Source organism: Brucella sp. GW823-FHT04E01, from assembly GCF_058796175.1.
The window spans coordinates 14914-39987 of the sequence record NZ_JBXAIK010000001.1; the positions used below are offsets into that span (position 1 = coordinate 14914).

The window sequence follows — 25074 nt, forward strand, 5'->3', positions numbered from 1 at the left end:
GATTAGCTGATAGCTATGAACGCGAACTGCGGAAGTCAATATTCGCACCGGTTTTGTGTAATCATATTACAGTGAAGGATGCATCGCAATGTCGCTGGAAGGAATAGGCTTCGGTTATCGCGAACGCGCGCCCTATGCCTGTGATCCTGCACGGAGCCGTGGTCGTCTGGTGCCAGAGCCGGAAAGCCCGACCCGCACGCCATTCCAGCGCGATCGCGACCGTATCATCCATTCCACAGCATTTCGTCGTCTGAAACATAAGACGCAGGTTTTTATCGCTCATGAAGGCGATCATTACCGCACGCGGCTTACGCATACGATAGAGGTCGCCCAGATTGCGCGTGCGTTGGCGCGCGCATTGCGGCTCGATGAAGATCTGGCCGAGGCGGTAGCGCTTGTCCACGATTTTGGCCACACACCCTTTGGCCATACGGGCGAGGAAGCGCTCAACGATCGCATGAAGGCGTTCGGCGGGTTCGACCATAATGCACAGTCGCTCCGGATCGTGACCAAGCTCGAACATCGATATGCCGATTTCGACGGGCTTAATCTCTCGTGGGAAACGCTGGAAGGGCTGGTCAAGCACAACGGGCCGCTGTTGGGCGCTCATGCAGCACATCCGGATGCCGCTGTTCCGTTGCCGATCCTCGACTTCAATAAACGCTATGATCTGGAGCTCACGCGGTTCGCCAGTCTCGAAGCGCAATGCGCGGCCATTGCCGACGATATTGCCTATAACGCTCATGACATCGATGACGGCTTGCGGGCAGGGCTTTTGAGCCTTGATGCGCTTGACGAAGTGCCGTTGACGAAACGCCTGCTCGATCTCGTGCGGGCGCGTTATCCCGATCTCGATCCCGTGCGAACCGGACATGAGCTGGTGCGCAGGCAAATCACCATCATGGTGGAAGATGTGATCGAGGAGGCCCAGCGCCGTCTGGCAGTGGCAAAACCGCAGAGCGTTGAAGATGTGCATGGCCAGTCGCACGCACTGGTGGCGTTTTCCGATACCATGTGCACCGACGAAAAAGTGCTGAAGCGGTTTCTGTTCAAGAACCTCTATTTCCACGACAGCGTCGTGGTGCGCAGACATGCCGCCGACAAGATATTGCAGGACCTTTTTGATACCTGTTTCACCAATCCGTCGATCATGCCGTCAGAGTGGCAATCGGGCTGCGAGACGCTGGATGAGGCGGCGCGGGCGCGGCGGGTCGCTGACTATCTTGCCGGGATGACTGACAATTATGCCGTGCGAGAACACCGACGATTGTTTGACCACACACCCGATTTAGCTTAATCGGGGGCCAAACGAAGCGGCATCTATCGGCAGTTTGACCGGATTCCGTACAGGATTAGAGCATTTCCAGCAAAAGTGCGAAGCGGTTTTGCGTCGGACAATGCGAAAGAAACAGCATTTCCAGCAAAAGTGCGAAGCGGTTTTGCGTCGGACAATGCGACAAAACAAAGCCCGGCGTAAGCCTGACAGGACAGACCATGAATATCTTTGCAGATTTCGACGCACGTATCAAAAAGACGTTGCAAGATATTGATCTGAAACCGAAAGACGGTGGCGATTTAGACCTATCGCGCATCGGTGTCGAGCCGCCGCGAGATGCTTCCCATGGTGATATCGCAACCAATGCTGCGATGGTGCTCTCCAAGGCCGTCGGTCAGAATCCGCGTGAACTTGCCGGTCGCATCGCCGAGGCTCTTGCCTCGGATACCGACGTCGACACGGTTGATGTCGCCGGTCCGGGCTTCATCAATCTGCGTCTGAAGGCCACTTACTGGCAACGCGAACTCTCGGCGATGCTGAATGAAGGTAAGGATTTCGGTCGCTCCAAGCTTGGTGCAGGATCGAAGGTCAATGTCGAATATGTTTCGGCAAACCCGACGGGCCCGATGCATGTGGGCCATTGCCGTGGCGCAGTCGTGGGTGATGTTCTGGCCAATCTGCTGAAATTTGCAGGCTATGATGTGGTTAAGGAATACTACATCAACGATGCCGGTGCGCAGATCGATGTGTTGGCGCGGTCCGTCATGCTGCGCTACCGTGAAGCACTCGGTGAAAATATCGGTGAAATTCCGTCTGGTCTTTATCCCGGCGACTATCTCGTTCCGGTCGGGCAGGAGCTTGCCAAGGAATTTGGTTCGAAGCTTCTGGAAATGCCGGAAGCCGAAGCGCTTGCTCTCGTAAAGGATCGCACGATCGATGCCATGATGGCGATGATCCGTGCCGATCTCGATGCGCTCAACGTGCACCATGACGTGTTCTTCTCCGAGCGCAAGCTGCATGTTGATCACGCACGGGCGATTCGCAATGCAATCAACGATCTGACGCTCAAGGGCCATGTCTACAAGGGCAAGCTGCCGCCCCCGAAGGGTCAGCTTCCGGAAGACTGGGAAGATCGCGAGCAGACATTGTTCCGTTCGACGGAAGTGGGTGACGATATCGACCGTCCTCTGATGAAGTCCGATGGCGCTTTCACCTACTTTGCAGGCGACGTGGCCTATTTCAAGGACAAGTACGACCGCGGCTTCAACGAGATGATCTATGTGCTGGGTGCCGATCATGGCGGCTACGTCAAGCGTCTGGAAGCGGTCGCAAGGGCTGTTTCCGACGGCAAGGCGAAGCTGACGGTGCTGCTCTGCCAGCTGGTCAAGCTGTTCCGTGATGGCGAGCCTGTGCGCATGTCGAAGCGGTCAGGCGAATTCATCACGCTGCGCGATGTGGTGGATGAAGTCGGCCGCGATCCGGTTCGTTTCATGATGCTTTACCGGAAGAACGATGCGCCGCTGGATTTCGATTTTGCCAAGGTGACGGAGCAGTCGAAGGATAATCCGGTCTTCTACGTGCAATATGCTTCCGCACGTTGCCATTCGGTTTTCCGTCAGGCTGCCGATCAGCTTGGCCTCGCCGATCTCGACCGAGTCGGTATGGCTGCGCATTTCGACAAGCTGACCGATGAGAGCGAAATTGCACTCGTTCGCAAGCTTGCCGAATATCCGCGTCTGATCGAGGCTGCGGCCATTCATCAGGAGCCGCATCGGCTTGCTTTTTACCTCTATGATCTCGCCAGCGCGTTCCATTCGCAGTGGAATAGAGGCACAGAGAACCCGGACTTACGTTTTATTAAGGTTAACGATCCAGACTTGTCATTAGCCAGGCTAGGGCTGGTACAGGTTGTTTCCGATGTGCTGACTTCCGGATTGACGATAATCGGTGCGGACGCTCCAACGGAAATGCGCTAGAGTATAGTTCGAAGGTGAAAGCCTTTTGAGATGGATTATACTCGAAGAATGGTCTCCGCAGCTCACGGGCCGCACTATGTGGTTCGAGATGACTTCGGAGGTCAGGCGGCTGTCACAAAGCTTTTCAGGTCGAAAGACTGATTGAAGGCAAAAGTTGGCAAGTCGAACAGGTGGAAGGCCATAATGAACGCAAGTCATTGGTCTTCCTTCTGGCGCAGGAAACTTCCGTCAACTTTTGCCCACATTGCCTCGCTACAAAGCAATGTATGGAGACGTCTTGCGACGTCCAGGGTTTGAGTTAGGAACACGCTATGACGGACAGCAGTGCAAATCCCCGTAATTACGGCGAGCGTCCGTTGCACGAAGACGATCCACTGATGGAACTGTCGCGGATCATGGACTTCGGCACGCCTGCTGATGACAACGTCGCTTGGAATGAGCGCCGACCTAGTTACTTTGAAGATAACCGGACAGAGCCGGGCTTCGATCCATCGCTGGATCTGGAGCGCGAATTGCTCGGTGACTTCAATGATTATTCTCAGCCTACGGACCAGTCCCAGTTCGCAGCGACCCCTGCACAAGATGATTCTCATCTGTTGGATGAGCCTCTGATTCATGAGGAAGAACTTGCTTCGGCTCTGGAAGACGAGCTTGATCTTCAAATGGATGAAGATGAGCAGGCGCCGGAATTGGAAACGCCCTCATTCGAAGCACTTGAGTTCGAAGAAACTGACCGAACTGAACCTGTGCCGCAATTCGACTACAGTGATTATTCGGCTGCACGCGATTCGAACGAAGAGACCTATGCCGCATCGTCGTCGGTCTACGCTCGCCGGGAAACTGTCGAGCCGCTTCATGTCGATCAGACCGATTACGATCCGACCATCTATCAGCCAGCCATAGAGCCGCATCAAGAGGCTTATCAGCCTGCGCGCGATCATGATTGGAGCGTTCAGGCTGTTGAGCCTGCCGAACAGTCCTATGCCGCCGCTGCGCCGGTTTCGCTTGAGGACGAGCTGGAAAATCTCCTTTTCGGCGATGAGCCGCAGCCAGTGTCTCACGACGAGACCCGGTTTTCTCATGTCGCGCCGGCAGAGGAGCCCTACGTCCACCACGACGTGGTGCCGGTGCAGAATGTTGGATATCAGGACGAGACCGAGCTTGCAGATTTGCATTTCGATGATCTGCAGCTCGATGAGCCGGCTTACGATGCTGCACCACAGACGGCTGCACCCGTTGAAACCTATGCGCCTCAGTCTCAGGTCGTGCCTGCAGGATATCCGTACTATACGCGAAGCAATTTCTCCTCGGGCATTGCAGGGCAGGACGCAGTGGCGACAGCCCCGCAGGCTGACTATGCGCCGGTTACAGAAACAGCGCCTTCTCTTGGCGACGACGACGATTTCTCTTTCGACGACGATTTTTCGTTTGATGTTGAGGAAACAGCAGCTGCAATCGCTGCTGAAGGAACCGAAGACGATCTTTCGGAGCTGGACGAAATCAGCCTTTCGGAAGATGATTTCGGTTTCGAAACGTCCGGCGATGTTTCCAGCATTCAGGATGAGAACGCTTTCAGCGAAGATGATTTCTTCATGGAAGATGATCTCGATCTAAGCTCGGAACCTGAAGAAGAAGCCACCGCCTACGCACATGCGGTGCGTTCGGACGACGATTACAGTTCTTCATCGACTTCGTTCCAGCAGTTCGGCAGTGCTCATACGGCTGCGGTCAGCGCCCCGGCACCCGAAGTCGAAACCTTGAGCGTGGCCGAAGAAAAGGTCGAGCAGACGCATTCCCTCGATTTGCCGGAAATCAACTACGGCGAAGAAGAAACCAACGCCGGTTTGACTGATCTCGAAGCCGAATTCGCCGAGGTCTTCAACACGGTTGGTGTGGATGAATCGGCAAAAACAGACGCACAGAGCGAAGCTGACAGGGCTTTTGAGGACATATTCCGCGAAAGCGCTTCGAGTTATCTGCCAAACTCCGGTGCCAGCCTTGGTGCTGCTGTCGGTGCTGCAGCAGTGGGCGTCGGCGCTGCCGCAGCTGCGGGAGCGTATGGCCGCTCACAGGCAACAGCCCAGGCGCCAGCACAGCCAAAAGCCTCCAATCCGTTGGGCAATGAAGACGACTTCTATAACCATTGGGCAGCCCAGGGTGCACAGACCCTTGAGGGAGGCGACTTTGGCGAACGCGCTGCGATGCAGGCGGACGACGATCTTGGCAGCGCTGCCGAAGCTTATCGCAATCGCCCGGTTCGTGGCCGTCGTGGTCTTATTCTGGCCAGCGTGGCCGGTGCGGCGGTGCTTCTTGGCGGGATCGGCTATCACTTCCTCGGAGGTAGCGGGTCCGGTGAGCCGGTCGTGATTCGTGCCGACAATCAGCCGATCAAAATGCAGCCGGAAAATCCGGGCGGTGCCACGGTACCGAACCAGGACAAGGCGGTTTATGACCGTGTTGCCGGTACGCTGCCGAATAATCCGGAACAAAAGTCCCTGATTACTTCCGGTGAAGAGCCAGTCGACATTTCCGGCACGGATGACAGCGAGAACATGGCGGACAATACGCCTGACGAGCCGCCAGTGACGAATAATGCTTCGGCCGAGAATCAGAACACGAACCACAATGCGCCGTTGGTCCAGCCGCGCGAAGTGGAAACCATGATCGTTCGTCCAGACGGCTCTATTGTCCAGCCTTCTCCGGCTCCGCAGGAAACAGCCTCGCAGCTGCCACCAGCAAACACTGCTCAGCCGGCGGCTCCCGCCGGTGGTGATGAAATTGCTGCGCTGGCCGCTGGCAATGCACCGGCAGAACCGGCTGCGCAAACACCTGCACCGGCTCCTGTGGCACAACAGCCTGAGCCGGCTGCGGAAGCGCCGCGTCTTCCTGTCCGTGCTCCGGTGGTGCCATCACGGCCTGCTGAACAACCGGTCAACATCGTCGGCAATGTTCCGCAGCGCACGCAGGCCCCCGCTGCAACCAATCCTGCTCCGGCAGCGCCGCAGGTTGCATCGGCAGCAGGTGCAGGCGGTTATTTCATCCAGATTGCTTCGCAGCCATCTGCCGAGCTGGCACAGAAGTCCTATGCCAATATGGCCCAAAAGTATGGCAGCGTAATCGGTGGCCGCAGCGTCGACATCAAGCGTGCCGACATTCCGGGCAAGGGCACCTACTATCGTGTCCGCGTTCAGGGTGGTTCCAAGGAAGATGCATCCGCACTTTGCGGACGCCTTAAGTCCGCTGGCGGCAGCTGCTTCGTAACGCAGTGATTTGTCGGACATTGAATATGGAAAGGGCGGCCTCGGTCGCCCTTTTTCATGGTCCACTACCAAGCCTTGTTCTTTTCGGTTAAACCGGGGCAGGGTTGTTTGAGTACAGCATTTCCAGACAATTTTGGGGAAGAGCGCATGAAAGAGTGCAAGGCATGGATTGCCGGTGTGTCGGGAACGAAACTTACTGAGGACGAAATCGCGTTTTTCCGCGATGAAAGACCTTGGGGCTTTATTCTTTTTGCGCGCAATGTCGAAAGTCTGGAACAGGTTTCCGAGCTGACGGCGCACATGCGCGACCTGACGGGCCGGCACCAGACGCCGGTTTTCATCGATCAGGAAGGTGGACGCGTGCAGCGCCTTCGCCCGCCGCTCGTTCCAAACTATCCTTCGGCCTCGGAAGTCGGTGCGATCTATGCGCGTGATCGCGAAGCGGGTCTGCGAGCTGCGTGGCTTCATGCCCGCCTGCATGCATTCGATTTGCTGAAGGTTGGCGTCAATGTGGACTGCCTGCCGGTTCTGGACGTGCCCGTCGAAGGCGCACATGATGTTATCGGCGCGCGAGCCTATTCCAAGAACCCGCAGGCGGTTGCAGAAATGGGGCGAGCTGCTGCTGAAGGCTTGCTTGCCGGTGGTTTACTGCCTGTGGTCAAGCATATGCCGGGGCACGGCCGTGCGTTTGCCGACACCCACAAGGAGCTGGCGCGTGTCACGGTTCCCCTGAATGAGCTGGTTGCGCATGATTTCGTGCCGTTCAAGGCGCTCAATGACCTGCCAATGGCAATGACGGCGCATGTCGTATTCGATTGCATCGATCCGCAGCGCCCTTCGACATTGTCACCGACTGTCATCAACACGATCATTCGCGATGTCATCCAGTTCGATGGTCTTGTCATGAGCGACGACATTTCCATGAAGGCGCTTTCGGGTGGACTCGGTGACATTGCGGACGGCATCATCGGTGCCGGTTGCGATATGGTTCTCTATTGCGCAGGTGTGATGGAAGAACTGAAGCAGGTTGCAGCGCGCGTGCCGGTTCTTGAAGGCAAGGCGAAGCGTCGTGCCGATCTGGCGGAAGTCTATGCGGGCGACCCCGATCTTTCCGATGAGGACGAACTGCGCGCAGAATTCAACGCCATGTTCGAACTGATAGCGTAATCGTCAAAACTTGGTAAACTGACTTCACCGGCGGACTGAACCGCCGGTGGACCTTATCAGCAGGGAAACGGGTTTGGCGGCATCGGGAGCAGACACAGACGGCAAAGACGGCACGCTCGTGCCGATGGATGCGCTGTGGCAGGGCGATTCCGAACGTAGCGAAAGTGAACCGTCGCTTCTCATCGATGTGCAGGGGTTTGAAGGCCCGCTTGATTTGCTGCTCCATCTTGCGCGGAGCCAGCGCGTCGATCTCGCCCGTATTTCCGTTCTTGCGCTTGCAGAGCAGTATCTGGTGTTCGTGGAACAGGCACGCGCCTTGCGCCTCGAACTTGCGGCCGACTATCTCGTCATGGCGGCATGGCTTGCCTATCTCAAATCGAAGCTGCTGATCCCGAAACAACAGGGTGATGATGGAGCGACCGGCGAAGAACTGGCTGCTTCGTTGCATTACCGTTTGAAGAGACTTGAAGCCATGCGCGATGCGGCGGCGAAACTCGTCAACCGCAACCGGCTGGGGCGGGATGTTTTTGCGCGCGGTATGCCGGAAATGGTCATGGTGGACAGGACCAGCCAGTTTTCTGGAACGCTGTACGATCTTCTTACCGCCTATGCTTCGCAGCGCCAGCGACAGGCCGTGTCGCAGGTGCAGATTGCCAAGCGCGCAGTCTGGTCATTGAAGGAAGCTCGTGTGGCACTCGTGCGTTTGATGGGATCGGTGGGCGACTGGATTTCTCTCGATCGCTTCCTGATCGATTATGCGCTTTCGCCCCGAGAAAGAGCTTCGGCGCTCGCGAGTTCCTTCGCCGCCAGTCTTGAGCTTGTGCGTGAAGGCAAACTGGAAGTCAGGCAAAACGCTCCTTTCGAGCCGATCTATATCCGGGCGACAGGAGATATCAGCGAATTGGATGAGGACGAGGATGTCTGAGGCGGAACGTCGAAATCTGGCTGAAATCGATAGTGACGACGATCAGATCGAAACGGAAGTTTCTGTCTTGACGCAGGGGCTTGCTGATCTTGCGCGCATTGTCGAGGCCATTGTTTTTGCGTCCTCTGAACCGGTTTCCGAACGCGCATTGGCTGAACGTCTGCCTGCCAATGTTGACGTCGCGCCAGTTTTGAAACATTTGCAGAAAATATATGAAACGCGCGGCGTGCACCTTGTTCAGGTTGGCAGTGCGTGGGCGTTCCGTACGGCACCCGATCTCGCCTTTCTTATGAGCCGCGAAGCTGTGCAGCAGCGCAAGCTGTCCCGCGCCGCGATGGAAGTGCTTGCCATCATCGCCTATCACCAGCCGGTCACGCGCGCCGAGCTGGAAGATATCCGTGGTGTGGAGACCTCAAAGGGCACACTGGATGTCCTCATGGAGACCGGCTGGATCAAATTGCGCGGACGCCGCCGTACGCCCGGTCGTCCGGTCACCTATGGCACGACCGACTCGTTTCTCGACCATTTCGGCCTTCCGGAAATCCGCGATTTGCCGGGACTGGAAGAGCTGCGCGGGGCAGGGCTGCTCTCGGCACGTATGCCATCGAGCTTTGCCGTTCCGGTGCCGAATATCGACCCGGATGAGCTGACAGAAGATGAAGAGCCGCTCGAAGATATCGATCTGGAAAGCCTTGGCTTGCTCGCCCCACGCGGTGAATAGTCTCAGTATGGCCTTTGGAGCCAATTTTATTTGTCGCAAAGCCGTTCACCGTCACACTTCTGTTTGAAAGATTTGTTGAAAGCGCTTAAATCGTAACTGGCATTGCAGGAACATGCCGCGCGTTCGCGGCAATGAGAGGAATAAAATGGGTAGCTTTTCCATCTGGCACTGGCTGATCGTCCTGGCGGTTGTCCTTCTTCTGTTTGGCCGCGGCAAGATTCCCGAGCTGATGGGTGATGTTGCCAAGGGCATCAAGAACTTCAAGCAGGGCATGTCCGACGAAGACGCCAAGGATGACGCGCGGGATTCGGGTCGTACGATCGACGCCAAGGCTGACGAAACCGTCAACGACGTCAAGAAAACCACCAAGTCCTGATCTAACGGATAAAGCATGCTGCGCACGTGCAAGCGCGCGCAGCATATTTTGCCATTTACAAGTGCGGTTTTCCGCCGAAAGACGGGACGCGCGCGCGAATTGCGCGGGGTATCAAGAATATGTTCGACATCGGTTGGTCTGAACTTCTGATTATTGCGATCGTGATGATCGTGGTGGTCGGTCCCAAGGATTTGCCGAAAATGCTGCGTGCATTCGGCAAGGCGACAGCGCGCATGCGTGCCACCGCCAATGAGTTCAAGCAGCAGTTCGACGAAGCCTTGAAAGAGGCTGAGCTTGACGACGTCAAGAACATCATCGACGAGACCCGCAAGCTAGACCCGCGCTCGAAGATCACGCAGGTATTCGATCCGATTCGAAGTGCGGGCGAGGATCTGCGCTCGGGCCTTCAGTCCACGTCTTCCATGTCTCCGGCGACACCTGAAAAAGTCGCTGAAGTGACGACGCCGGTTGATGCCGGTGGCGCACCGGTTCCGCCTGCTGTGGAAAAAGCCGCAGCGCCCAAGAAGGCGACCCGAAAGACTGCACCGAAGGCAGAGAATAAAGCGGCCGAAGTCACTGTAGCCAAAACGAAGGCTGCGCCGAAGGCGGCTTCCGTTGCAAAGCCTGCTCCCCGAAAGCCCGCAGCGGCGAAAGCGGAAACGGCAAAGGCTGGAACGGTCAAGGCTGCTGCCGCCACAACTGCCAAGAAGGCCACGAAGAAGACAGGAACCAAAGCGTGACACGCGACGAGGACGAAATCGAACAGAGCGCAGCGCCTCTGCTTGAGCACCTGATCGAGCTGCGCCGCCGCCTGATCTGGGCAATTCTGGCATTTTTCGTGGCATTTATTTTCTGTTTCGCTTTTGCCAAACAGCTCTTCAACCTGCTTGTCGTGCCTTATCAATGGGCGCTCGACTGGGCGGGCATGGATCGCTCGAAAGCGGAACTGATCTATACCGCGCCGCAGGAATTCTTCTTCACACAGGTGAAGGTGGCCATGTTCGGCGGCATCGTGCTGGCATTTCCGATCATTGCAGCACAGATTTACAAGTTTGTCGCGCCCGGCCTCTACAAGCATGAGCGCATGGCGTTTCTGCCGTTCCTGATTGCATCGCCGATCCTGTTTTTGACAGGCGGCGCGCTCGTCTACTTCTTCTTCACGCCGATGGTGATGTGGTTCTTCCTCGCAATGCAGCAGACTGGCGGCGCCGGTGAAGTGCAGATTTCTCTCCTGCCGAAGGTATCGGAATATCTGAGCCTTATCATGACGCTCATCTTTGCGTTCGGTCTGGTCTTCCAGCTGCCGGTGGTAACGAGCCTGATGGCCCGTGTCGGACTGGTGACGTCGGCTGGCCTGAAGGACAAGCGCAAATATGCAATTGTCATTGCTTTCGTCGTTGCAGCGGTCCTGACCCCGCCCGATCCGGCGAGCCAGATCGGCCTTGCCTTGCCAACAATCCTTCTCTACGAGATTTCAATCATCGTGGCTCGCATGATCGAGAAGAAGCGGGATGAGGCGCAGGAAGCTTCCGACGCTGAAAACAACGCTTCATCGTCCTGATTTGTCACTATGATTCTGTGAGGTCGCAGGTTGTGCGGCCTCGCTTCTGTTCAATTTCACGAAACGGCTTTTCCCATGCTCGACATCAAATGGATTCGCGAAAACCCTGAAACCCTCGACAAAGCGCTCGCCAAGCGTGGGGCTCAGTCGCTGTCGTCCGAATTGATGGCGCTGGACGAAAAACGCCGCGAATATGTCGGCAAGGTTCAGGCTGCGCAGGAGCGCCGCAATGCCGCTTCGAAGGAAATCGGCAAGGCCATGGCTGCGAAGGACGCGGCGACGGCTGACAAGCTGAAGGCCGAAGTTGCGGAGTTGAAGGATTTTCTTGCGCAGGCTGAGGACGAAGAGCGTCGCCTGACCAAGGAACTGAACGACGCTCTGTCGACCATTCCCAATATTCCGCTCGAAGACGTGCCACTCGGCAAGGACGAAAGCGACAATGTCGAAGTTCGTCGCGTCGGCAACCAGCGAAACTTTGCCTTTCAGCCGAAAGAACATTTCGAGTTGGGTGAGGCGCTCGGTTACATGGATTTTGAACGCGCTGCAAAGCTCGCAGGTTCGCGCTTTACCGTGTTGAAGGGGCCGCTTGCGCGTCTCGAACGTGCGCTTGGCCAGTTCATGCTCGACCTGCACACGATGGAACACGACTATACCGAAACGATGCCGCCGTTGATGGTGCGCGATGAAGCTGTCTATGGCACGGGCCAGCTGCCGAAATTTTCGGAAGATCTGTTCCGCACGACGGATGGTCGCTGGCTGATTCCAACCGCCGAAGTCCCGCTGACCAATCTGGTTGCCGATGAAATCGTCGATACCAAGTCGCTTCCCCAGCGCTATACGGCGCTGACCCCATGCTTCCGTTCGGAAGCAGGTTCTGCCGGTCGCGACACGCGTGGCATGCTGCGCCAGCACCAGTTCCTGAAAGTGGAAATGGTGTCGATCACCGATGCCGACAGCTCGGTTGAAGAGCATGAGCGCATGACCGCCTGTGCAGAAGAAGTGTTGAAGCGCCTTGGCCTGCCGTTCCGCACCGTCGTGCTCTGCACCGGCGATATGGGCTTCGGCGCACAGAAGACCTACGATATTGAAGTATGGCTGCCCGGCCAGAACACTTATCGCGAAATTTCCAGCTGCTCGGTCTGCGGTGATTTCCAGGGCCGTCGCATGAATGCCCGCTATCGTCCGGAAGGCGAGAAGTCGACCCGTTTCGTGCATACGCTGAACGGTTCGGGTGTCGCCGTCGGACGCGCGTTGATCGCCGTCATGGAAAATTATCAGGAAGAAGATGGCAGCATTCATATTCCTGAAGCATTGCAGCCATACATGGGCGGCCTCACGCGGATAGAGAAAGCTGCGTGAATCACATTTATTGATAAATGAAGGAGTGACGACGTGCGAATTCTGCTGACGAACGATGATGGTATCCACGCTGAAGGCCTCGCAGTTCTGGAGCGGATCGCACGCAAGCTCTCCGACGATGTCTGGGTTGTCGCTCCGGAAACCGACCAGAGCGGCCTCGCGCATTCGCTGACGCTGTCGGAACCGCTTCGCCTTCGCCAGATCGATGATCGTCATTTCGCATTGCGCGGCACGCCGACCGATTGCGTCATCATGGGTGTGCGCCACGTTCTGCCGGGTGCGCCCGATCTCATTCTTTCGGGCGTGAACTCCGGCGCGAATATTGCCGACGATGTCACCTATTCGGGTACAGTTGCCGGCGCCATGGAGGGCACGTTGCTCGGTGTGCGGTCTATCGCGCTGTCGCAGGAATATGAATATGAAGGCGATCGCCGCATCGTGCCGTGGGAAACGGCGGAAACGCACGCGCCTGATCTTATAAAAAAGCTGATGGAGGCAGGATGGCCGGAAGGCGTCCTGTTGAATCTTAACTTCCCGAACTGCGGTGCGGATGAAGTCAAGGGAACGCGCGTCACAGCTCAAGGCAAGCTCAGCCATGATGCCCGCCTCGACGAACGTCGCGACGGGCGTGGCTTCCCGTATTTCTGGTTGCATTTTGGTCGGGGCAAGGCGCCGGTTGCGGATGACAGCGACATTGCAGCCATTCGTTCCGATTGCATTTCTGTAACCCCGTTGCACCTCGATCTGACCGCGCATAAGGTTCGGGCAGAATTGAGCGCAGCACTTGGGGTTGCAGAGCTTGGGGGTTGAAGCATGAGGCAGGCAGCGTCTGAGCGCCCACGGCTTTCGGACAGAGAAGGATTCGCATCCTTCGTTATGCGAATGCGCGGGTACGGGATTGACGATCCGCGCCTTTTTGCAGCCATCGAGTCCACACCACGCCAGAGCTTTCTCGCGTCGTCATGGTCTCATCTTTCCTACAGCTCCCGTACTGCGCCGCTCGACTGCGGCGAGTACATGGAGGGCATTGATGATCAGGCTCGCGCCATCGCCGCGCTTAAGCTGGAACCCGGCCATCGTGTGCTGGAGATCGGAACCGGCTCCGGTTTCACGGCTGCTGTTATGTCTTCGCTCGCCGGTCGTGTCACGACGGTCGAACGTTATCGCAAGCTCTGCGACCACGCCTTGCAGCAATTCGTGTCGCTTAAGCGCGAAAACATCATGGTCAAACATGCCGATGGTCGCCATGGAATGCCGGGTGGCCCTTTTGACCGCATCCTGATCTGGCTTGCCTTCGACGAAGTGCCGCGTCATTTCGTTGATCTTCTGGCAACGCATGGCGTGCTGATCGCTCCGATCGGTCCGGGAGATGGTCGACAGATCATGACACGTATCGCCAAGGTCGGCAGCCGATTCGAGCAGGAGGACCTGATGGTGGTCCGCTATCAGCCTTTCATCGAGGGCGTTTCGTCCGTTCTGTGAACGGAGCGCGTATCGATTCGTCAAAATGATGGCTATCAGGCTCTCTTTGGCAGTGCCAGGGAGGGCTTTCGGTCGTTTTGTGCGCTTATGGTATTTAATTGGTGAATCTTTTTTCGAAGATTTGCCGTTCTTAACCAGAGAGTAACATTAACGCGTTTTAATCACCTTACTGAGTTTCGAGTATGGGCGAGTTGAACATGCGTTTACAAATTTTGCAGCACACGTCTGAACGTCTCCTGCGGAATGTCGCGATCGTTCTGATTGCCGGTTTTGGTGCCGGGTGCAGTGCCGATACGATGCGCTTCACTGATGGTATCAGTACGGGCTCTACGTCCAGTCAGCGTGTCGCACAGCAGCCGGCTGGCGATCTTTATGCATCTGCGGCTCCCGTGGCTCCCGCATCGAGCGGTTCCGTTCAGCGCAATTCATTGCCTCCGGTTTCTTCGGCGCCGATGGCAGCACCGGTCGCGGCGGCACGGCAGTCGGTTCAGGCTCCGGTCGCAGCGGCATCCAATAACATTCAGAATCAGGTCGGGCAGGCGCAGGACATGGCCGCAAACCGTGTGAACAACACGGTCAATGCAGCAGAAACCAAAGTCGCCAGCGCAGCAACATCTACGCGCAACACCGTAAATGGTGCGCAGGAAAAGGTTCTCGGGCAGCTTCCGACGAACCCAGCCATGCCCCGGCCAACGGATAATAATATCGCGGTTGTCCCGCAGGCGCCTGCCGTCAACGGCAAGAAGCCTTCGGCGAACGATATGGCTTCGGCAGGCGCAAATGCTACGACGCCGCCGGCGCCGAACGGCACCTACACGGTTAAGAGCGGTGATTCGCTCTTCTCCATCGCGCAGAAGCACAATGTTCCTGTCGAGCAGTTGAAGAAGGCAAACGGTCTGTCTAACGGCGCTATCCGCGTCGGACAGGCGCTCGTCATTCCTTCTGCTGCAGCGGGCAATGCAACGCAGGTCGCAGCGGTTTCACAGCCTCCGGAAAACCCGGCCAAGGCTGCCGCACCAGCCGCCAACGCCGATGTGAAGCCTTACACGCCGCCACAGGCGAGCAACAAAGTGATCGAAGATGCCGAAAAGGATCAGGCGGCAGCGCCTTCTTCCACCGGTATTTCACAGATGCGCTGGCCGGTACGCGGCCGTATTCTCGCAAGCTTCGGCCAGCGTGACGGTACATCGGTAAGCGACGGTATCGACATCATGGTTCCGGAAGGCACATCGGTGAAAGCTGCTGAGAACGGCGTCGTCATCTATGCCGGTGACGGTCTCAAGGAGTTCGGACAGACCGTTCTGATCCGCCACGACAATGGCCTCGTCACCGTCTACGGTCACAACAGCCAGATACTGGTTCAGCGCGGACAGAAGGTTCGCCGTGGCGAAGAAGTTGCAAAATCGGGCATGAGTGGCAACGCGAAATCCCCGAAGCTGCATTTCGAAGTGCGCAAAAATTCGGCCCCGGTCAATCCTTCCAAGTATCTGGAATCGTGATCAAAATCTAATAATGAAAGAAGGCGGGCCAAAAGCCCGCCTTTCTTTTTTTGGTTGGTTCCGTCTTCTTTACATTGCAATTCCGAGGCGACCTGCCAGATCCTGGATATATTGCCAGGCAACGCGCCCCGAACGGTTTCCGCGCGTGGTGGACCATTCCAGCGCTTCGGCATGCATCTTGACCGGATCGTAAGCCAGCTTAAAATGGGCCGCATAGCCATCGACCATCGCGAGATAATCGTCCTGGCTGCATTTGTGGAAGCCGAGCCAGAGGCCGAAACGGTCCGACAGCGATACCTTTTCCTCAATCGCTTCCGAAGGATTGATCGCCGTCGAGCGCTCGTTGTCGATCATGTCGCGCGGCATCAGGTGGCGCCGGTTCGAGGTTGCATAAAAGATCACATTGCCGGGGCGACCTTCTACGCCGCCTTCAAGCGCGGCCTTGAGCGATTTATAGGACGTATCGTCATGATCGAAGGAAAGGTCGTCGCAAAACAGGATGAAGCGATAGTCCGTATCCTTGATGAGGTTCATCAATGTCGGAAGGCTATCGATATCCTCGCGATGAATTTCGATCAGCTTGAGCGGAGCGCGATCCGCCATTTCAGCGTTCACACTTGCCTGTGCAGCCTTGACGAGCGAGGATTTGCCCATGCCGCGCGCACCCCAGAGTAGAACATTGTTTGCCGGAAATCCTTTTGCGAAGCGCCGGGTATTGTCCACGAGCTGATCACGTACCAAATCTACGCCACGGATCAGTGCGATATCCACTCGGTTGACGCGCTTGACCGGATCCAGGGTCAGTCGTTCGGGAGCCCAGACAAAGCAGTCTGCGGCATCAAGATCGGGTGTTTTGGCTTCCGGCGGCGCAATGCGTTCCAGAGCGGCGATCAAACGGTCCAGTTTCTGGCTGAGTATGTCTTCGGTCGTCATTTCATGTCCCTGATGATAGGGCTAAGGGCTAGGGTCTGTTGGGGATTAGTTTTGGAGCGTGGTATGAATGAAAATGGCACAGATTTAGGAGCAAAACCGAGGGTGGAGTGGTTCTCCATCAAGGTTTTGCGACGCAAAGCTGGACCATTTTCATCATATCGCGAAGCGACGTGGCAGATTTTCCTCCTGAATGCGTCGAACATCCCTTGTGGAGAATTACTCCACAGCGGTCTGTTCTCCTGTTCAGGAATAAAATCCGGCTCACGCCACGCCCGAAACCTAATCCCCAACAGAACCTAACATGTCACAGCGGAGGCGAAAAGTGTGCGACCTTGGCGCAGGCGGGATCATCGCCGGTTGCATTTGGCGCGCTAACCATTGTAATGCCGATAATAATTTGTCTTCGAGACTTCAGAGGAGTTCCTAATGTTCGTAACACCGGCTTTCGCTCAGGCATCCGGCGGCGCTGTTGGACCAGATATGCTCATGAGCATTCTGCCGTTCATCCTGATCTTCGTGATCATGTACTTCCTTATCATCCGCCCGCAGCGGACCCAGATGAAGAAGCGTCAGGAAATGCTGACCCAGGTTCGTCGTGGCGATACCGTCGTGACCGGCGGCGGCATTGTCGGCAAGGTTCAGAAGGTTGTTGACGACAACGAACTTGAAGTCGAAATCGCTGAAGGTGTGCGCATCCGCGTTATGCGCAGCACGCTGATGGATGTTCGCGTCAAGGGCGAGCCCGTCGCCGACAACAAGAACAAGTAATTCTTTTTACAACATGCAGGCCCCGGTAAGATTTCCATAACCGGGGCCTGCGCATTATTAGGTAAGCGCTAACATACGATGCGCATGCCACGACGCCGGAGAGCGGTTCGCAACAAGTGAACTCCGGCATGCTCTATCCAAGCTGATACGGAATTGCTGCTCTATGCTCTATTTTTCACGCTGGAAATCTGCCCTGATCTGGCTCGCGGTTCTCGTGAGTTTCATCATCGCATCCCCTAACTTTTTCTCGCGTGAAACGCTGGCAAAACTGCCAAATTTCCTGCCGAAGCAGCAGATCGCTCTTGGGCTCGATCTCTCCGGCGGCTCACGTCTGGTCCTGCAGGTGCAGAATCCCGGACGAGGGGAGCTCGAGCGCACCGCAAATATCATGCGGCAGCGTCTGGAGGAGCTTGGTTATGGCAAACCTCTCGTCGAAGAGGAAAACCGCAATCAGATTCGGGTTGAAGTTCCCGGTGTCTATGACGCGCAGCTTCTGAAAGACATTCTCAGCGTTCGTGGAAATTTCTCTTTCCGTGCTGTTGACAGCACCATGTCGCCGGATGATGCCATTCGCGGCACGCCGCCCGCTGACAGTGAAATCATCTATTCCTATGACGATCCGCCTGTCGGCTACCTCGTCAAGAAACAGCCGATCCTGACTGGCGCCAATGTGACGGATGCCAAGGCGACGCTGTCGGATGACGATAGTGAGCCTGTCATCACGCTGACATTGGACGATGCAGGCCGCAAAAATCTTGCCGAAGCAACATCGCACCTGGTTGGTGGTAGCTTTGCTATCGTCGTCGACAATCAGATCGTTTCCGCGCCCGCCGTTGATGAGAAGCTCGATACGAATGAGCTGCAGATTTCAGGCGCTTTCGATCTTCAGGCAGCCAACAATATGGCCGTTGTGCTGCGTTCCGGCGCGCTGCCGCAAGATGTAACGGTTCTGGAAGAACGCACGATTGCGTCGGCTCTGGGCGAGGACTATGCCAGCGCGGCCGCACTGGCAGCCTTGCTTGCGGCACTGCTCGTCGGCCTGTTCATGGTCTTGTCCTACGGTATCCTCGGTGTGATCGCCATGGTCGCACTGGCCGTCAACATCATCATTCTGACAGCCATACTCTCGCTGATCGGCGCTTCGATCAGTCTCGCCAGCATTGCCGGTCTGGTACTGACCATAGGTTTGGCCGTTGACGCCCACATCCTGATTTATGAACGTGTGCGCGAAGATCGCCGCAAGGGCTATTCCGTTGTCCAGGCGATGGAATCCGGCTTCTATCGCGCACTCTCGACCATCATCGACGCAAACCTCACCACACTTATTGCAGCGCTCGTTCTGTTCCTGCTCGGGTCGGGAACGGTTCATGGCTTCGCGCTGACGGTCGCGGTCGGCATCGGCACCACGCTCTTCACGACGCTCACCTTCACTCGCTTGCTGATCGCGCAGTGGGTGCGCACAGCCAAACCGAAGGAAGTGCCGAAGCGTCGTCTGAAACTGGTTCCGACTGTAACGCACATTCCGTTCATGCGTCTGCAGTTCGTGACGCTCGGCATCTCGGTGCTGGCCTGCGCTATCGTGGTCGCGCTGTTCGTCAATATCGGCTTCAACTACGGCATTGATTTCCGTGGCGGTTCGATGGTTGAACTGCAGGCCCGCAGCGGTGACGCCAATATTGAAGACATCACCGAACGTCTTACCGAACTCAATATCGACAGCGCCCGCGTTCTGCCGGCAAAGTCTCCGCGCTCTGCCCTTGTTATTATCGGCAGTCAGGAAGTCGGCGACGATGCCGAACAAACCGTCGCGGTGAAATTGCGCGGAGAGTTCGAGCAGGACTACTCATTCCAGCGCGTTGAAGTCGTCGGGCCGACTGTTTCGGAACAGCTTTCGCGCGCTGGAGTTCTGGCGGTCATTCTGTCGCTGATCGGTATCTTCATTTACGTATGGGTCCGGTTCCGCTGGCAGCTCGCGCTTGGTGCGGTGCTTTCAACCTTGCACGACGTCATCATCCTCGCGGGCATGTTCATTGTCTTCCGCATGGAGTTCAATCTGTGGAGCGTCGCGGCAATCCTGACGATCATCGGCTATTCGCTGAACGATACGGTGGTGATCTACGACCGCGTGCGTGAGAACCTGCGCGTCTATAAAAGCGCGCCACTGCCTGCCATCATTGATGCCTCAATCAACCAGACGCTGTCGCGTACCTTGCTGACGTCCTTTGTGACCTTTCTCGCGCATATTCCGCTCTATGCCTTCGGTGGCGCGGATATCCGCAGCTTTGCACTGGCACTGAGCGTCGGTATCATTGTTGCGAGCTATTCATCGATCTTCATCGCCGCTCCATTGTTGGTTCAGTTCGGCCTCAAGCCGCGTGGGCCGGATGAATCCAGCGATCAAATGGATGATGAACTGGCACAATCGCTGAATTTGGAAAGCTGAAAATGGCCAAAGGGATAGAGATACGCGAGGCCCATTTTCCGGGCCGTGCTCCCATTGACGCCTATGGCGACGGTGGATTCCGCTTTGCCGAAATGTCGCATCGCGGTTCCATTCTTTGCCTGCCTTCCGGCATTCATGGCTGGGAACCTGCGACGCCGCCGATACTGGCCAAAGCCGATCTCAAGATGATCCTTGAGCAGGCATCCGATATTGAAATTCTGCTGGTAGGCACGGGCATGGATCTGCGCCGTATTCCAGAAGATGTGCGCGCTATCCTGCGCGAACACCGCATTTCTTCCGATCCGATGAGTACAGGTGCCGCCGTTCGCACCTATAATGTGCTTCTGGCCGAAGATCGTGCGGTCGCAGCGGCGTTGATTGCTGTAGACTGACATCATGAACGAGAATGAGGCACATTGCCTGGCATTGCTTCGCCAAGCTGACCGGGACCGCTATCTGTCAGTGCTTTATGCGCCGGAGGATCGTCGCGGCGGTCTGGCTGCGTTGTATGCGTTTAATGCGGAAGTTGCGCGTATCCGTGATTTGGTTCACGAACCGCTGCCGGGCGAAGTCCGGCTGCAATGGTGGCGCGATCTCATCAACGGCGAGGCGAGGGGTAGTGCGGAAGCACATCCCGTTGCCGCAGCGCTGATCAACACCATTGAAAAATATGAGCTGCCTCGAACTGCTTTCGACAATTATTGCGAAGCGCGCATCTTCGATCTTTATGACGATCCGATGCCCAGCCGCAATGATCTGGAAGGTTATTGCGGGGAAACCGCATCGGCAATCATCCAGTTAGCCGGCTTTATATTGGACAGGGATGCCGCGCAGGCACAGACGGAAATAACCGGCCATGCTGGCGTGGCACAGGCCGTAACCGGCTTGCTTCGCCTTATGCCTATTCACCGGCGGCGTGGGCAGCTCTATGTGCCTGCCGATATGTTGCAGGCAGTCGGTGTGACCCGCGAGACTTTCATTGCTGGCGAAGACAAGGCTGCTGTCGAGCGCATGATCAGCATCATGCTGGCTTTCGCGCGTGAACATCTGGCGATTTTCGAGAAGAACAAGTCACAGCTGCCGAAGAGCCTTGTTCCAGCGTTTCTGCCTTTGGCGCTTGTTCCGGCCTATCTGCGAGCAATCGAACGCCTGGGCGCACAGGCTGCGGAAAAGGTGGCGGACATTTCAGCCATCCGGAAGCAATGGCTCATGTTCAGAGCCAACTTCTGAGTAGCCGGAACCGATGGGCTTCAGTCCACTTCGAACCGAAGCCCATCGCAATATCACTCAGCCGGTCCTAGTCCCGAGCCCAGCTCCAAGTCCAGCCCCAAGCCCAGCCATTTTCGGCAATCGGCCAGAGCGCGAGCGGAAAGCGCACGTTTCTTGGCGATAGTCTTTTCCTTGCCGCGCAGACGCTTGCCTTCCGGCTTTGGAACATCGACGGGCGGGAACAGGCCGAAATTCACATTCATGGGCTGGAACGAGCGTTTTCCGGGCTCGTCGTCGGAAACGATATGTCCGCCCGTAATATGACCGAGCAGCGCGCCGAATGCGGTTGTTCCGGGAGGTGGCGTCAACGTCTGCCCCAGCTTTTCTGCCGCAGTGAAACGACCTGCCAGCAATCCAATGGCTGACGATTCGACATAGCCTTCACAGCCCGTCACCTGACCGGCAAAGCGCAGTGTTTCGCGTGATTTCAGGCGAAGCGTACCATCGAGCAGCACGGGAGAATTCAGATAGGTGTTGCGGTGAAGACCGCCGAGGCGGGCGAATTCCGCATTTTCCAGACCCGGAATCATCTTGAAGATGCCGGTCTGCGAGCCGTATTTCAGCTTCGTCTGGAAACCGACCATGTTGTAGAGCGTGCCGAGCGCATTGTCCTGACGGAGCTGCACGACGGCATAAGCCTTCACAGTCGGATTATGGGCGTTGGTAAGGCCCATCGGCTTCATCGGCCCATGACGCAAGGTTTCCGGCCCGCGTTCAGCCATCACCTCGATCGGCAGGCAGCCGTCGAAATAGGGTGTTCCTTCCCATTCCTTGAAGTCGGTCTTGTCGCCTTCGACCAATGCGGCCACGAACGCCTCATACTGCTCCTTGTCCATGGGGCAGTTGATGTAGTCTTTTCCGGTGCCGCCGGGGCCAACCTTGTCATAGCGCGACTGGAACCAGCAGACATCCATATTGATCGAATCAAAATGGATAATTGGAGCAATGGCATCGAAGAAGGCCAAAGCATCCGCTCCTGTTTGCGCCTGAATGGCCTCAGCCAGTGAAGGCGCGGTCAGGGGCCCGGTGGCAACAATGCTCGTTCCCCACTCCTCTGGCGGCAGGCCGGTGATTTCTTCCCGAACGATTGTAATCAGCGGATGGGCTTCAAGCTTGGCAGTGACGGCCTGCGAAAAGCCTTCGCGGTCGACAGCCAGCGCACCACCTGCGGGAACTTGATGTGCATCGGCGCACGCCATGATGAGCGATCCGGCAAGGCGCATTTCGGCATGAAGAACGCCGACGGCATTGGTTTCGGCATCATCCGAGCGGAAAGAGTTGGAACAGACAAGCTCGGCCAGTTGCTCGGTCTTGTGGGCGTCGGTGCCGCGTACGGGGCGCATTTCGTGCAGTATGACGGGCACGCCCGCCTGCGCGAGCTGCCATGCAGCTTCAGAACCGGCAAGACCGCCGCCGACGACGTGAACGGGAGAAAGATCGGATGTGTTTGACATGGGCCATTCCCTTATCGCCTTTGCTGAACGCCTTCAATGGAGAAGGCTCGCTAAGGATGGGAATCGAGCCGCAAAAAGAAATGGCATCCGTCGCGGGAGGAGGAGCGACGGATGCCATTATCGTAAGACCGGCATTGGGAGGAGGAGAACCGGTCTTGTTATCGCAAAACCTGGGAGGAGGATGGTTCTGCGATGAACCAAGTCTGGTGGGAGGAGGATCCAGACTTGGAGAAACCCCTATCGGGAGAAACTGTGAGGCTCGTTAATTAACGGGCCTTGGTCTGGCGAGCCACGAACGGAATGTCCGCGCGGGAGATGCCAAGATCGTTCAGCTCACGGGTGGAGAGCTGGCTGAGTTCATTGACGGTGTCGCGGTAACGGCGCCAGTTGTTGTAAGAGCGGAGGAGGTTCATCGTGCTATTCCTTCATCGTTGAGGAACTGGAGTTCTGTTCAATTCATCTCGTTTGTTGCCCATGATATAAGCTATTGTTTTCGCAGGTTGCAGACCCGAGTTTGCATAGCTGCTCTGCGGGTTCTGCACGACACGTTAAATCGATTAGACTGGTATGGCACAAAATTGCCGCAAAGCGATTTGATCCACTCTTTGCCGGCAGCGCAGTTTCCTATATGTTCTCAAACGCTTACGGTTGCGACAGCAACAACTGACAGAATGACCAGGAGCTAATTTGTCATTTTCCATTTCTGTTGAACGCCTGATCGAGAGATGGCAGCGGGACGGTCTGATCGATGCGGAAACAGCATCGAAACTGAATGCCGACCTTGAAAAGCGCGCTTCGGTCTTCAGCCTTGGTTCCGTTCTGGCCACGCTTGGCGGGCTGCTTCTCGGCGCAGCCGTTATCATGCTGGTTGCCGCGAACTGGCAGGAAATGCCGCGCCTCATGCGCATCGGCCTCATATTCGTTCTTATTTGGGTGAGTTATCTCGGTGGAGCTTGGCGGCAGTCTCGTGGTGACAAGCTGTTTCCGGCTACGCTCTATATTGTGGGTGCTGCATCGTTCGGGGCAGGGCTGGCGCTTGTGGGGCAAATGTATCATTTGTCCGGCGACATCCATTCCGCCGCAATCTATTGGTCCGTAGGCGTTCTGGTTTCGGCTTTTCTTCTACGCGCGCCGGTGCTGGCGGCTTTCGGCGCCGGTGTCGCCTGCTTTTATCTTTCGACCTACGTTTTTGATACGTCGTCCTATGATGACGTGACCTATCGCTGGATCGGACCGCTGCTTTTGCTGTTCGGCGCTGCAGCGGCCTTGTTCACGCGCTCGCGACATGCAGCCCATCTGTGGGCAATGTTCTCCATTGGCTGGGCTTTGCTCGTCTATGCGGAGCATGAGAGCAATACGGTGCTGGTGCTTATGCTGGTCGTGGGAATCGGTCTGATACTGGCTGACGGTTTTGCCCATGATACGGTGCAGAGACTGACCCGCTTCGCTCATCCGCTCGCGGCATACGGGCTGGCTCTCGCGCTGTTGGCGCTTGTCACGCTTCAGATCAACCAGATGTTCTCCTATTCCAGCGTTACCGCAAATCTGGATAGGGACATATTATATAGCATCTTCATACTGGCGCTCGCGATCGGGGCGATTGCTGTTGCCGGTCGAAATAATGGCGGCCTGCGTTCCATCGCCTATGCCGCATTCTCGATCCAGGTTCTCTATCTGGCTTTCGAGACGGTTGGCACCATGATCGGAACATCCGGCTTCTTCCTGACTGCGGGCATTCTCGTGCTGCTGCTGGCTGCTCTTGTGCGACGCATGGAGAACCGGTTCGGAAGGAAAAGCAGCGTGGAGGCCCGCCTATGACTATTCGGCCCAAATGGCTCTATGTTGGGGCTACCATCACCGCCCTGCTGCAAACCGGCATTCTTTATGCAGGCATAGAAAAGCGCGCCTCTGTCCTGCGTTCGGGTGCGGAAGTGACGCTACAGACGGAGCCTTTCGACCCGCGCGATCTGATGCGTGGCGACTATGTCGTTCTGGGGTACGAGATTTCCAGTCTGTCCCGAAAGGATATTCAGGGCGAGCGTCCTGCCGGTTCACGAACTGTCTATGTGGCCGTGAAGCCCGATACAAACGGGATAGCGCGGTTTTCACGCGCGTCATTCGTTCCGCTTTCAGACCTTACCTCCGGTGAGGAGCAGATTCGGGGCGAGGCTGCTTATTCTATATCCGATGATGCGGAATCGAATATTCGTCTCAATTTTGGCATCGAACGGTATTATGTACCCGAGGGGCAGGGACGTGCGATTGAAGACAGTCAGCGCGAGCGGCGGATTACTGCCGTTGTGGCGGTCGATCCGAACGGAACGCCGGTCATCAAAGCCCTGCAGGAAGACGGCCGGCAGCTTTATCAGGAGCCTCTTTATTGATCCTGTCATCACGCCCCGTTTCAAAAGGGTTGGCTGATGCGACAGGATCGCTATATAGAGACGGAAAGGGTAGGAAGAGCTCAGCCTGATCGAACCTTGTAAATCTATGCAAGGAAGGCGGCTTTTTTCCTTTGAACCGGGAAAATTGGATGATATAGAGACGCGCGCTTTCGAGGGGCGGTTCAATATCTGAGACGAATAATGGTGCGTTCTGAGGAATG

The 25074-nt window shown here is 56.5% G+C and carries 22 protein-coding genes; 19 read left to right on the plus strand and 3 right to left on the minus strand.

The genetic code is table 11. From position 1 onward, the window contains the following. Nucleotides 1-88 precede the first annotated feature (88 nt). The 13 genes from AC1RHM_RS00095 to dipM all read left to right on the plus strand — a co-directional run bounded on the left by AC1RHM_RS00095 (nt 89) and on the right by dipM (nt 15602). On the plus strand, nt 89-1297 hold the full coding sequence (locus AC1RHM_RS00095; RefSeq protein ID WP_122241810.1) for a deoxyguanosinetriphosphate triphosphohydrolase: 1209 nt from the start codon (nt 89-91) through the stop codon (nt 1295-1297). A 197-nt stretch (nt 1298-1494) separates the two neighbouring features. Next, the gene (gene argS / locus AC1RHM_RS00100) at nt 1495-3252 is read left to right on the plus strand and encodes an arginine--tRNA ligase (RefSeq protein WP_029924963.1); all 1758 of its coding nucleotides are present in this window, start codon (nt 1495-1497) and stop codon (nt 3250-3252) included. A gap of 311 nt (nt 3253-3563) precedes the next feature. After that, nucleotides 3564-6521 (plus strand): SPOR domain-containing protein, encoded by a 2958-nt coding sequence (locus tag AC1RHM_RS00105; protein ID WP_151577018.1) that lies wholly within the window; start codon nt 3564-3566, stop codon nt 6519-6521. A 138-nt stretch (nt 6522-6659) separates the two neighbouring features. Further along, complete coding sequence (gene nagZ / locus AC1RHM_RS00110; protein ID WP_122241812.1) at nt 6660-7679, plus strand: beta-N-acetylhexosaminidase; 1020 nt, start codon at nt 6660-6662, stop codon at nt 7677-7679. 73 nt (nt 7680-7752) lie between these two features. Then, nucleotides 7753-8604 (plus strand): segregation and condensation protein A, encoded by an 852-nt coding sequence (locus AC1RHM_RS00115; protein WP_010661240.1) that lies wholly within the window; start codon nt 7753-7755, stop codon nt 8602-8604. Then, nucleotides 8597-9325, plus strand: coding sequence for an SMC-Scp complex subunit ScpB (gene scpB / locus AC1RHM_RS00120; protein WP_012092214.1), 729 nt, complete (start codon nt 8597-8599; stop codon nt 9323-9325). The genes AC1RHM_RS00115 and scpB overlap by 8 nt, the downstream gene beginning before the upstream one ends. A 145-nt stretch (nt 9326-9470) precedes the next feature. Next, nucleotides 9471-9701 carry a twin-arginine translocase TatA/TatE family subunit gene (locus AC1RHM_RS00125; RefSeq protein ID WP_010661242.1) on the plus strand — a complete coding sequence of 77 codons (231 nt, stop codon included), beginning with the start codon at nt 9471-9473 and terminating at the stop codon, nt 9699-9701. Between the two features lie 119 nt (nt 9702-9820). Further along, nucleotides 9821-10441 (plus strand): Sec-independent protein translocase protein TatB, encoded by a 621-nt coding sequence (gene tatB / locus AC1RHM_RS00130; RefSeq protein WP_036564045.1) that lies wholly within the window; start codon nt 9821-9823, stop codon nt 10439-10441. Beyond that, nucleotides 10438-11262, plus strand: coding sequence for a twin-arginine translocase subunit TatC (gene tatC / locus AC1RHM_RS00135; protein ID WP_012092212.1), 825 nt, complete (start codon nt 10438-10440; stop codon nt 11260-11262). The genes tatB and tatC overlap by 4 nt, the downstream gene beginning before the upstream one ends. 75 nt (nt 11263-11337) lie before the next feature. Next, nucleotides 11338-12621 (plus strand): serine--tRNA ligase, encoded by a 1284-nt coding sequence (gene serS, locus AC1RHM_RS00140; RefSeq protein WP_122241834.1) that lies wholly within the window; start codon nt 11338-11340, stop codon nt 12619-12621. A 33-nt stretch (nt 12622-12654) separates the two neighbouring features. Next, on the plus strand, nt 12655-13431 hold the full coding sequence (surE, locus tag AC1RHM_RS00145) for a 5'/3'-nucleotidase SurE (RefSeq protein ID WP_010661246.1): 777 nt from the start codon (nt 12655-12657) through the stop codon (nt 13429-13431). A 3-nt stretch (nt 13432-13434) separates the two neighbouring features. Continuing rightward, nucleotides 13435-14103, plus strand: a complete 669-nt coding sequence (locus AC1RHM_RS00150) for a protein-L-isoaspartate(D-aspartate) O-methyltransferase (protein WP_012092209.1) — start codon at nt 13435-13437, stop codon at nt 14101-14103. A 182-nt stretch (nt 14104-14285) separates the two neighbouring features. Further along, a complete protein-coding gene (dipM, locus tag AC1RHM_RS00155) occupies nt 14286-15602 on the plus strand; it encodes a cell division endopeptidase DipM (RefSeq protein ID WP_105529016.1) in 1317 nt (438 codons plus the stop codon). Between the two features lie 69 nt (nt 15603-15671). Here the strand turns inward: dipM and AC1RHM_RS00160 are convergent, their stop codons facing one another. Further along, nucleotides 15672-16535: an ATP-binding protein gene (locus AC1RHM_RS00160; protein WP_122241814.1), complete on the minus strand. Its 864-nt coding sequence runs from the start codon at nt 16533-16535 to the stop codon at nt 15672-15674. Between the two features lie 426 nt (nt 16536-16961). Here AC1RHM_RS00160 and yajC point away from each other — a divergent pair, with 426 nt between their 5' ends. The 4 genes from yajC (at nt 16962) to AC1RHM_RS00180 (ending at nt 20976) form a co-directional block, all read left to right on the plus strand. Beyond that, a complete protein-coding gene (gene yajC / locus AC1RHM_RS00165) occupies nt 16962-17303 on the plus strand; it encodes a preprotein translocase subunit YajC (protein ID WP_010661250.1) in 342 nt (113 codons plus the stop codon). 163 nt (nt 17304-17466) lie between these two features. Next, nucleotides 17467-19746 (plus strand): protein translocase subunit SecDF, encoded by a 2280-nt coding sequence (gene secDF / locus AC1RHM_RS00170; RefSeq protein WP_010661251.1) that lies wholly within the window; start codon nt 17467-17469, stop codon nt 19744-19746. Nucleotides 19747-19748: 2 nt separating this feature from the next. Further along, the gene (locus AC1RHM_RS00175; RefSeq protein WP_010661252.1) at nt 19749-20138 is read left to right on the plus strand and encodes an Mth938-like domain-containing protein; all 390 of its coding nucleotides are present in this window, start codon (nt 19749-19751) and stop codon (nt 20136-20138) included. Nucleotides 20139-20142: 4 nt separating this feature from the next. Next, nucleotides 20143-20976: a phytoene/squalene synthase family protein gene (locus AC1RHM_RS00180; RefSeq protein WP_010661253.1), complete on the plus strand. Its 834-nt coding sequence runs from the start codon at nt 20143-20145 to the stop codon at nt 20974-20976. 53 nt (nt 20977-21029) lie between these two features. Here the strand turns inward: AC1RHM_RS00180 and trmFO are convergent, their stop codons facing one another. Both trmFO and AC1RHM_RS00190 read right to left on the minus strand, forming a co-directional pair. Further along, nucleotides 21030-22469, minus strand: a complete 1440-nt coding sequence (gene trmFO / locus AC1RHM_RS00185) for a methylenetetrahydrofolate--tRNA-(uracil(54)-C(5))-methyltransferase (FADH(2)-oxidizing) TrmFO (RefSeq protein ID WP_105529017.1) — start codon at nt 22467-22469, stop codon at nt 21030-21032. A gap of 266 nt (nt 22470-22735) precedes the next feature. Further along, nucleotides 22736-22882 carry a DUF1127 domain-containing protein gene (locus AC1RHM_RS00190; RefSeq protein ID WP_006466676.1) on the minus strand — a complete coding sequence of 49 codons (147 nt, stop codon included), beginning with the start codon at nt 22880-22882 and terminating at the stop codon, nt 22736-22738. A gap of 274 nt (nt 22883-23156) precedes the next feature. On the opposite strand from AC1RHM_RS00190, the gene AC1RHM_RS00195 reads away from it, so the two are divergent. Both AC1RHM_RS00195 and AC1RHM_RS00200 read left to right on the plus strand, forming a co-directional pair. Then, nucleotides 23157-24287, plus strand: a complete 1131-nt coding sequence (locus AC1RHM_RS00195) for a DUF2157 domain-containing protein (RefSeq protein ID WP_122241816.1) — start codon at nt 23157-23159, stop codon at nt 24285-24287. Then, complete coding sequence (locus tag AC1RHM_RS00200) at nt 24284-24853, plus strand: GDYXXLXY domain-containing protein (RefSeq protein ID WP_105529018.1); 570 nt, start codon at nt 24284-24286, stop codon at nt 24851-24853. Before AC1RHM_RS00195 ends, AC1RHM_RS00200 begins: the two co-directional genes overlap by 4 nt. Nucleotides 24854-25074 lie beyond the last annotated feature (221 nt).

Coding starts and splice junctions, on each gene's coding strand:
- AC1RHM_RS00160 (WP_122241814.1), bottom strand. CDS start 16,535: ATGACGACCGAAGACATACTCAGCCAGAAACTGGACCGTTTGATCGCC.
- AC1RHM_RS00095 (WP_122241810.1), top strand. CDS start 89: ATGTCGCTGGAAGGAATAGGCTTCGGTTATCGCGAACGCGCGCCCTAT.
- AC1RHM_RS00125 (WP_010661242.1), top strand. CDS start 9,471: ATGGGTAGCTTTTCCATCTGGCACTGGCTGATCGTCCTGGCGGTTGTC.
- serS (WP_122241834.1), top strand. CDS start 11,338: ATGCTCGACATCAAATGGATTCGCGAAAACCCTGAAACCCTCGACAAA.
- AC1RHM_RS00150 (WP_012092209.1), top strand. CDS start 13,435: ATGAGGCAGGCAGCGTCTGAGCGCCCACGGCTTTCGGACAGAGAAGGA.
- argS (WP_029924963.1), top strand. CDS start 1,495: ATGAATATCTTTGCAGATTTCGACGCACGTATCAAAAAGACGTTGCAA.
- AC1RHM_RS00200 (WP_105529018.1), top strand. CDS start 24,284: ATGACTATTCGGCCCAAATGGCTCTATGTTGGGGCTACCATCACCGCC.
- trmFO (WP_105529017.1), bottom strand. CDS start 22,469: ATGTCAAACACATCCGATCTTTCTCCCGTTCACGTCGTCGGCGGCGGT.
- AC1RHM_RS00180 (WP_010661253.1), top strand. CDS start 20,143: ATGAACGAGAATGAGGCACATTGCCTGGCATTGCTTCGCCAAGCTGAC.
- nagZ (WP_122241812.1), top strand. CDS start 6,660: ATGAAAGAGTGCAAGGCATGGATTGCCGGTGTGTCGGGAACGAAACTT.
- tatB (WP_036564045.1), top strand. CDS start 9,821: ATGTTCGACATCGGTTGGTCTGAACTTCTGATTATTGCGATCGTGATG.
- AC1RHM_RS00190 (WP_006466676.1), bottom strand. CDS start 22,882: ATGAACCTCCTCCGCTCTTACAACAACTGGCGCCGTTACCGCGACACC.
- AC1RHM_RS00105 (WP_151577018.1), top strand. CDS start 3,564: ATGACGGACAGCAGTGCAAATCCCCGTAATTACGGCGAGCGTCCGTTG.
- yajC (WP_010661250.1), top strand. CDS start 16,962: ATGTTCGTAACACCGGCTTTCGCTCAGGCATCCGGCGGCGCTGTTGGA.
- AC1RHM_RS00175 (WP_010661252.1), top strand. CDS start 19,749: ATGGCCAAAGGGATAGAGATACGCGAGGCCCATTTTCCGGGCCGTGCT.
- dipM (WP_105529016.1), top strand. CDS start 14,286: ATGGGCGAGTTGAACATGCGTTTACAAATTTTGCAGCACACGTCTGAA.
- secDF (WP_010661251.1), top strand. CDS start 17,467: ATGCTCTATTTTTCACGCTGGAAATCTGCCCTGATCTGGCTCGCGGTT.
- scpB (WP_012092214.1), top strand. CDS start 8,597: ATGTCTGAGGCGGAACGTCGAAATCTGGCTGAAATCGATAGTGACGAC.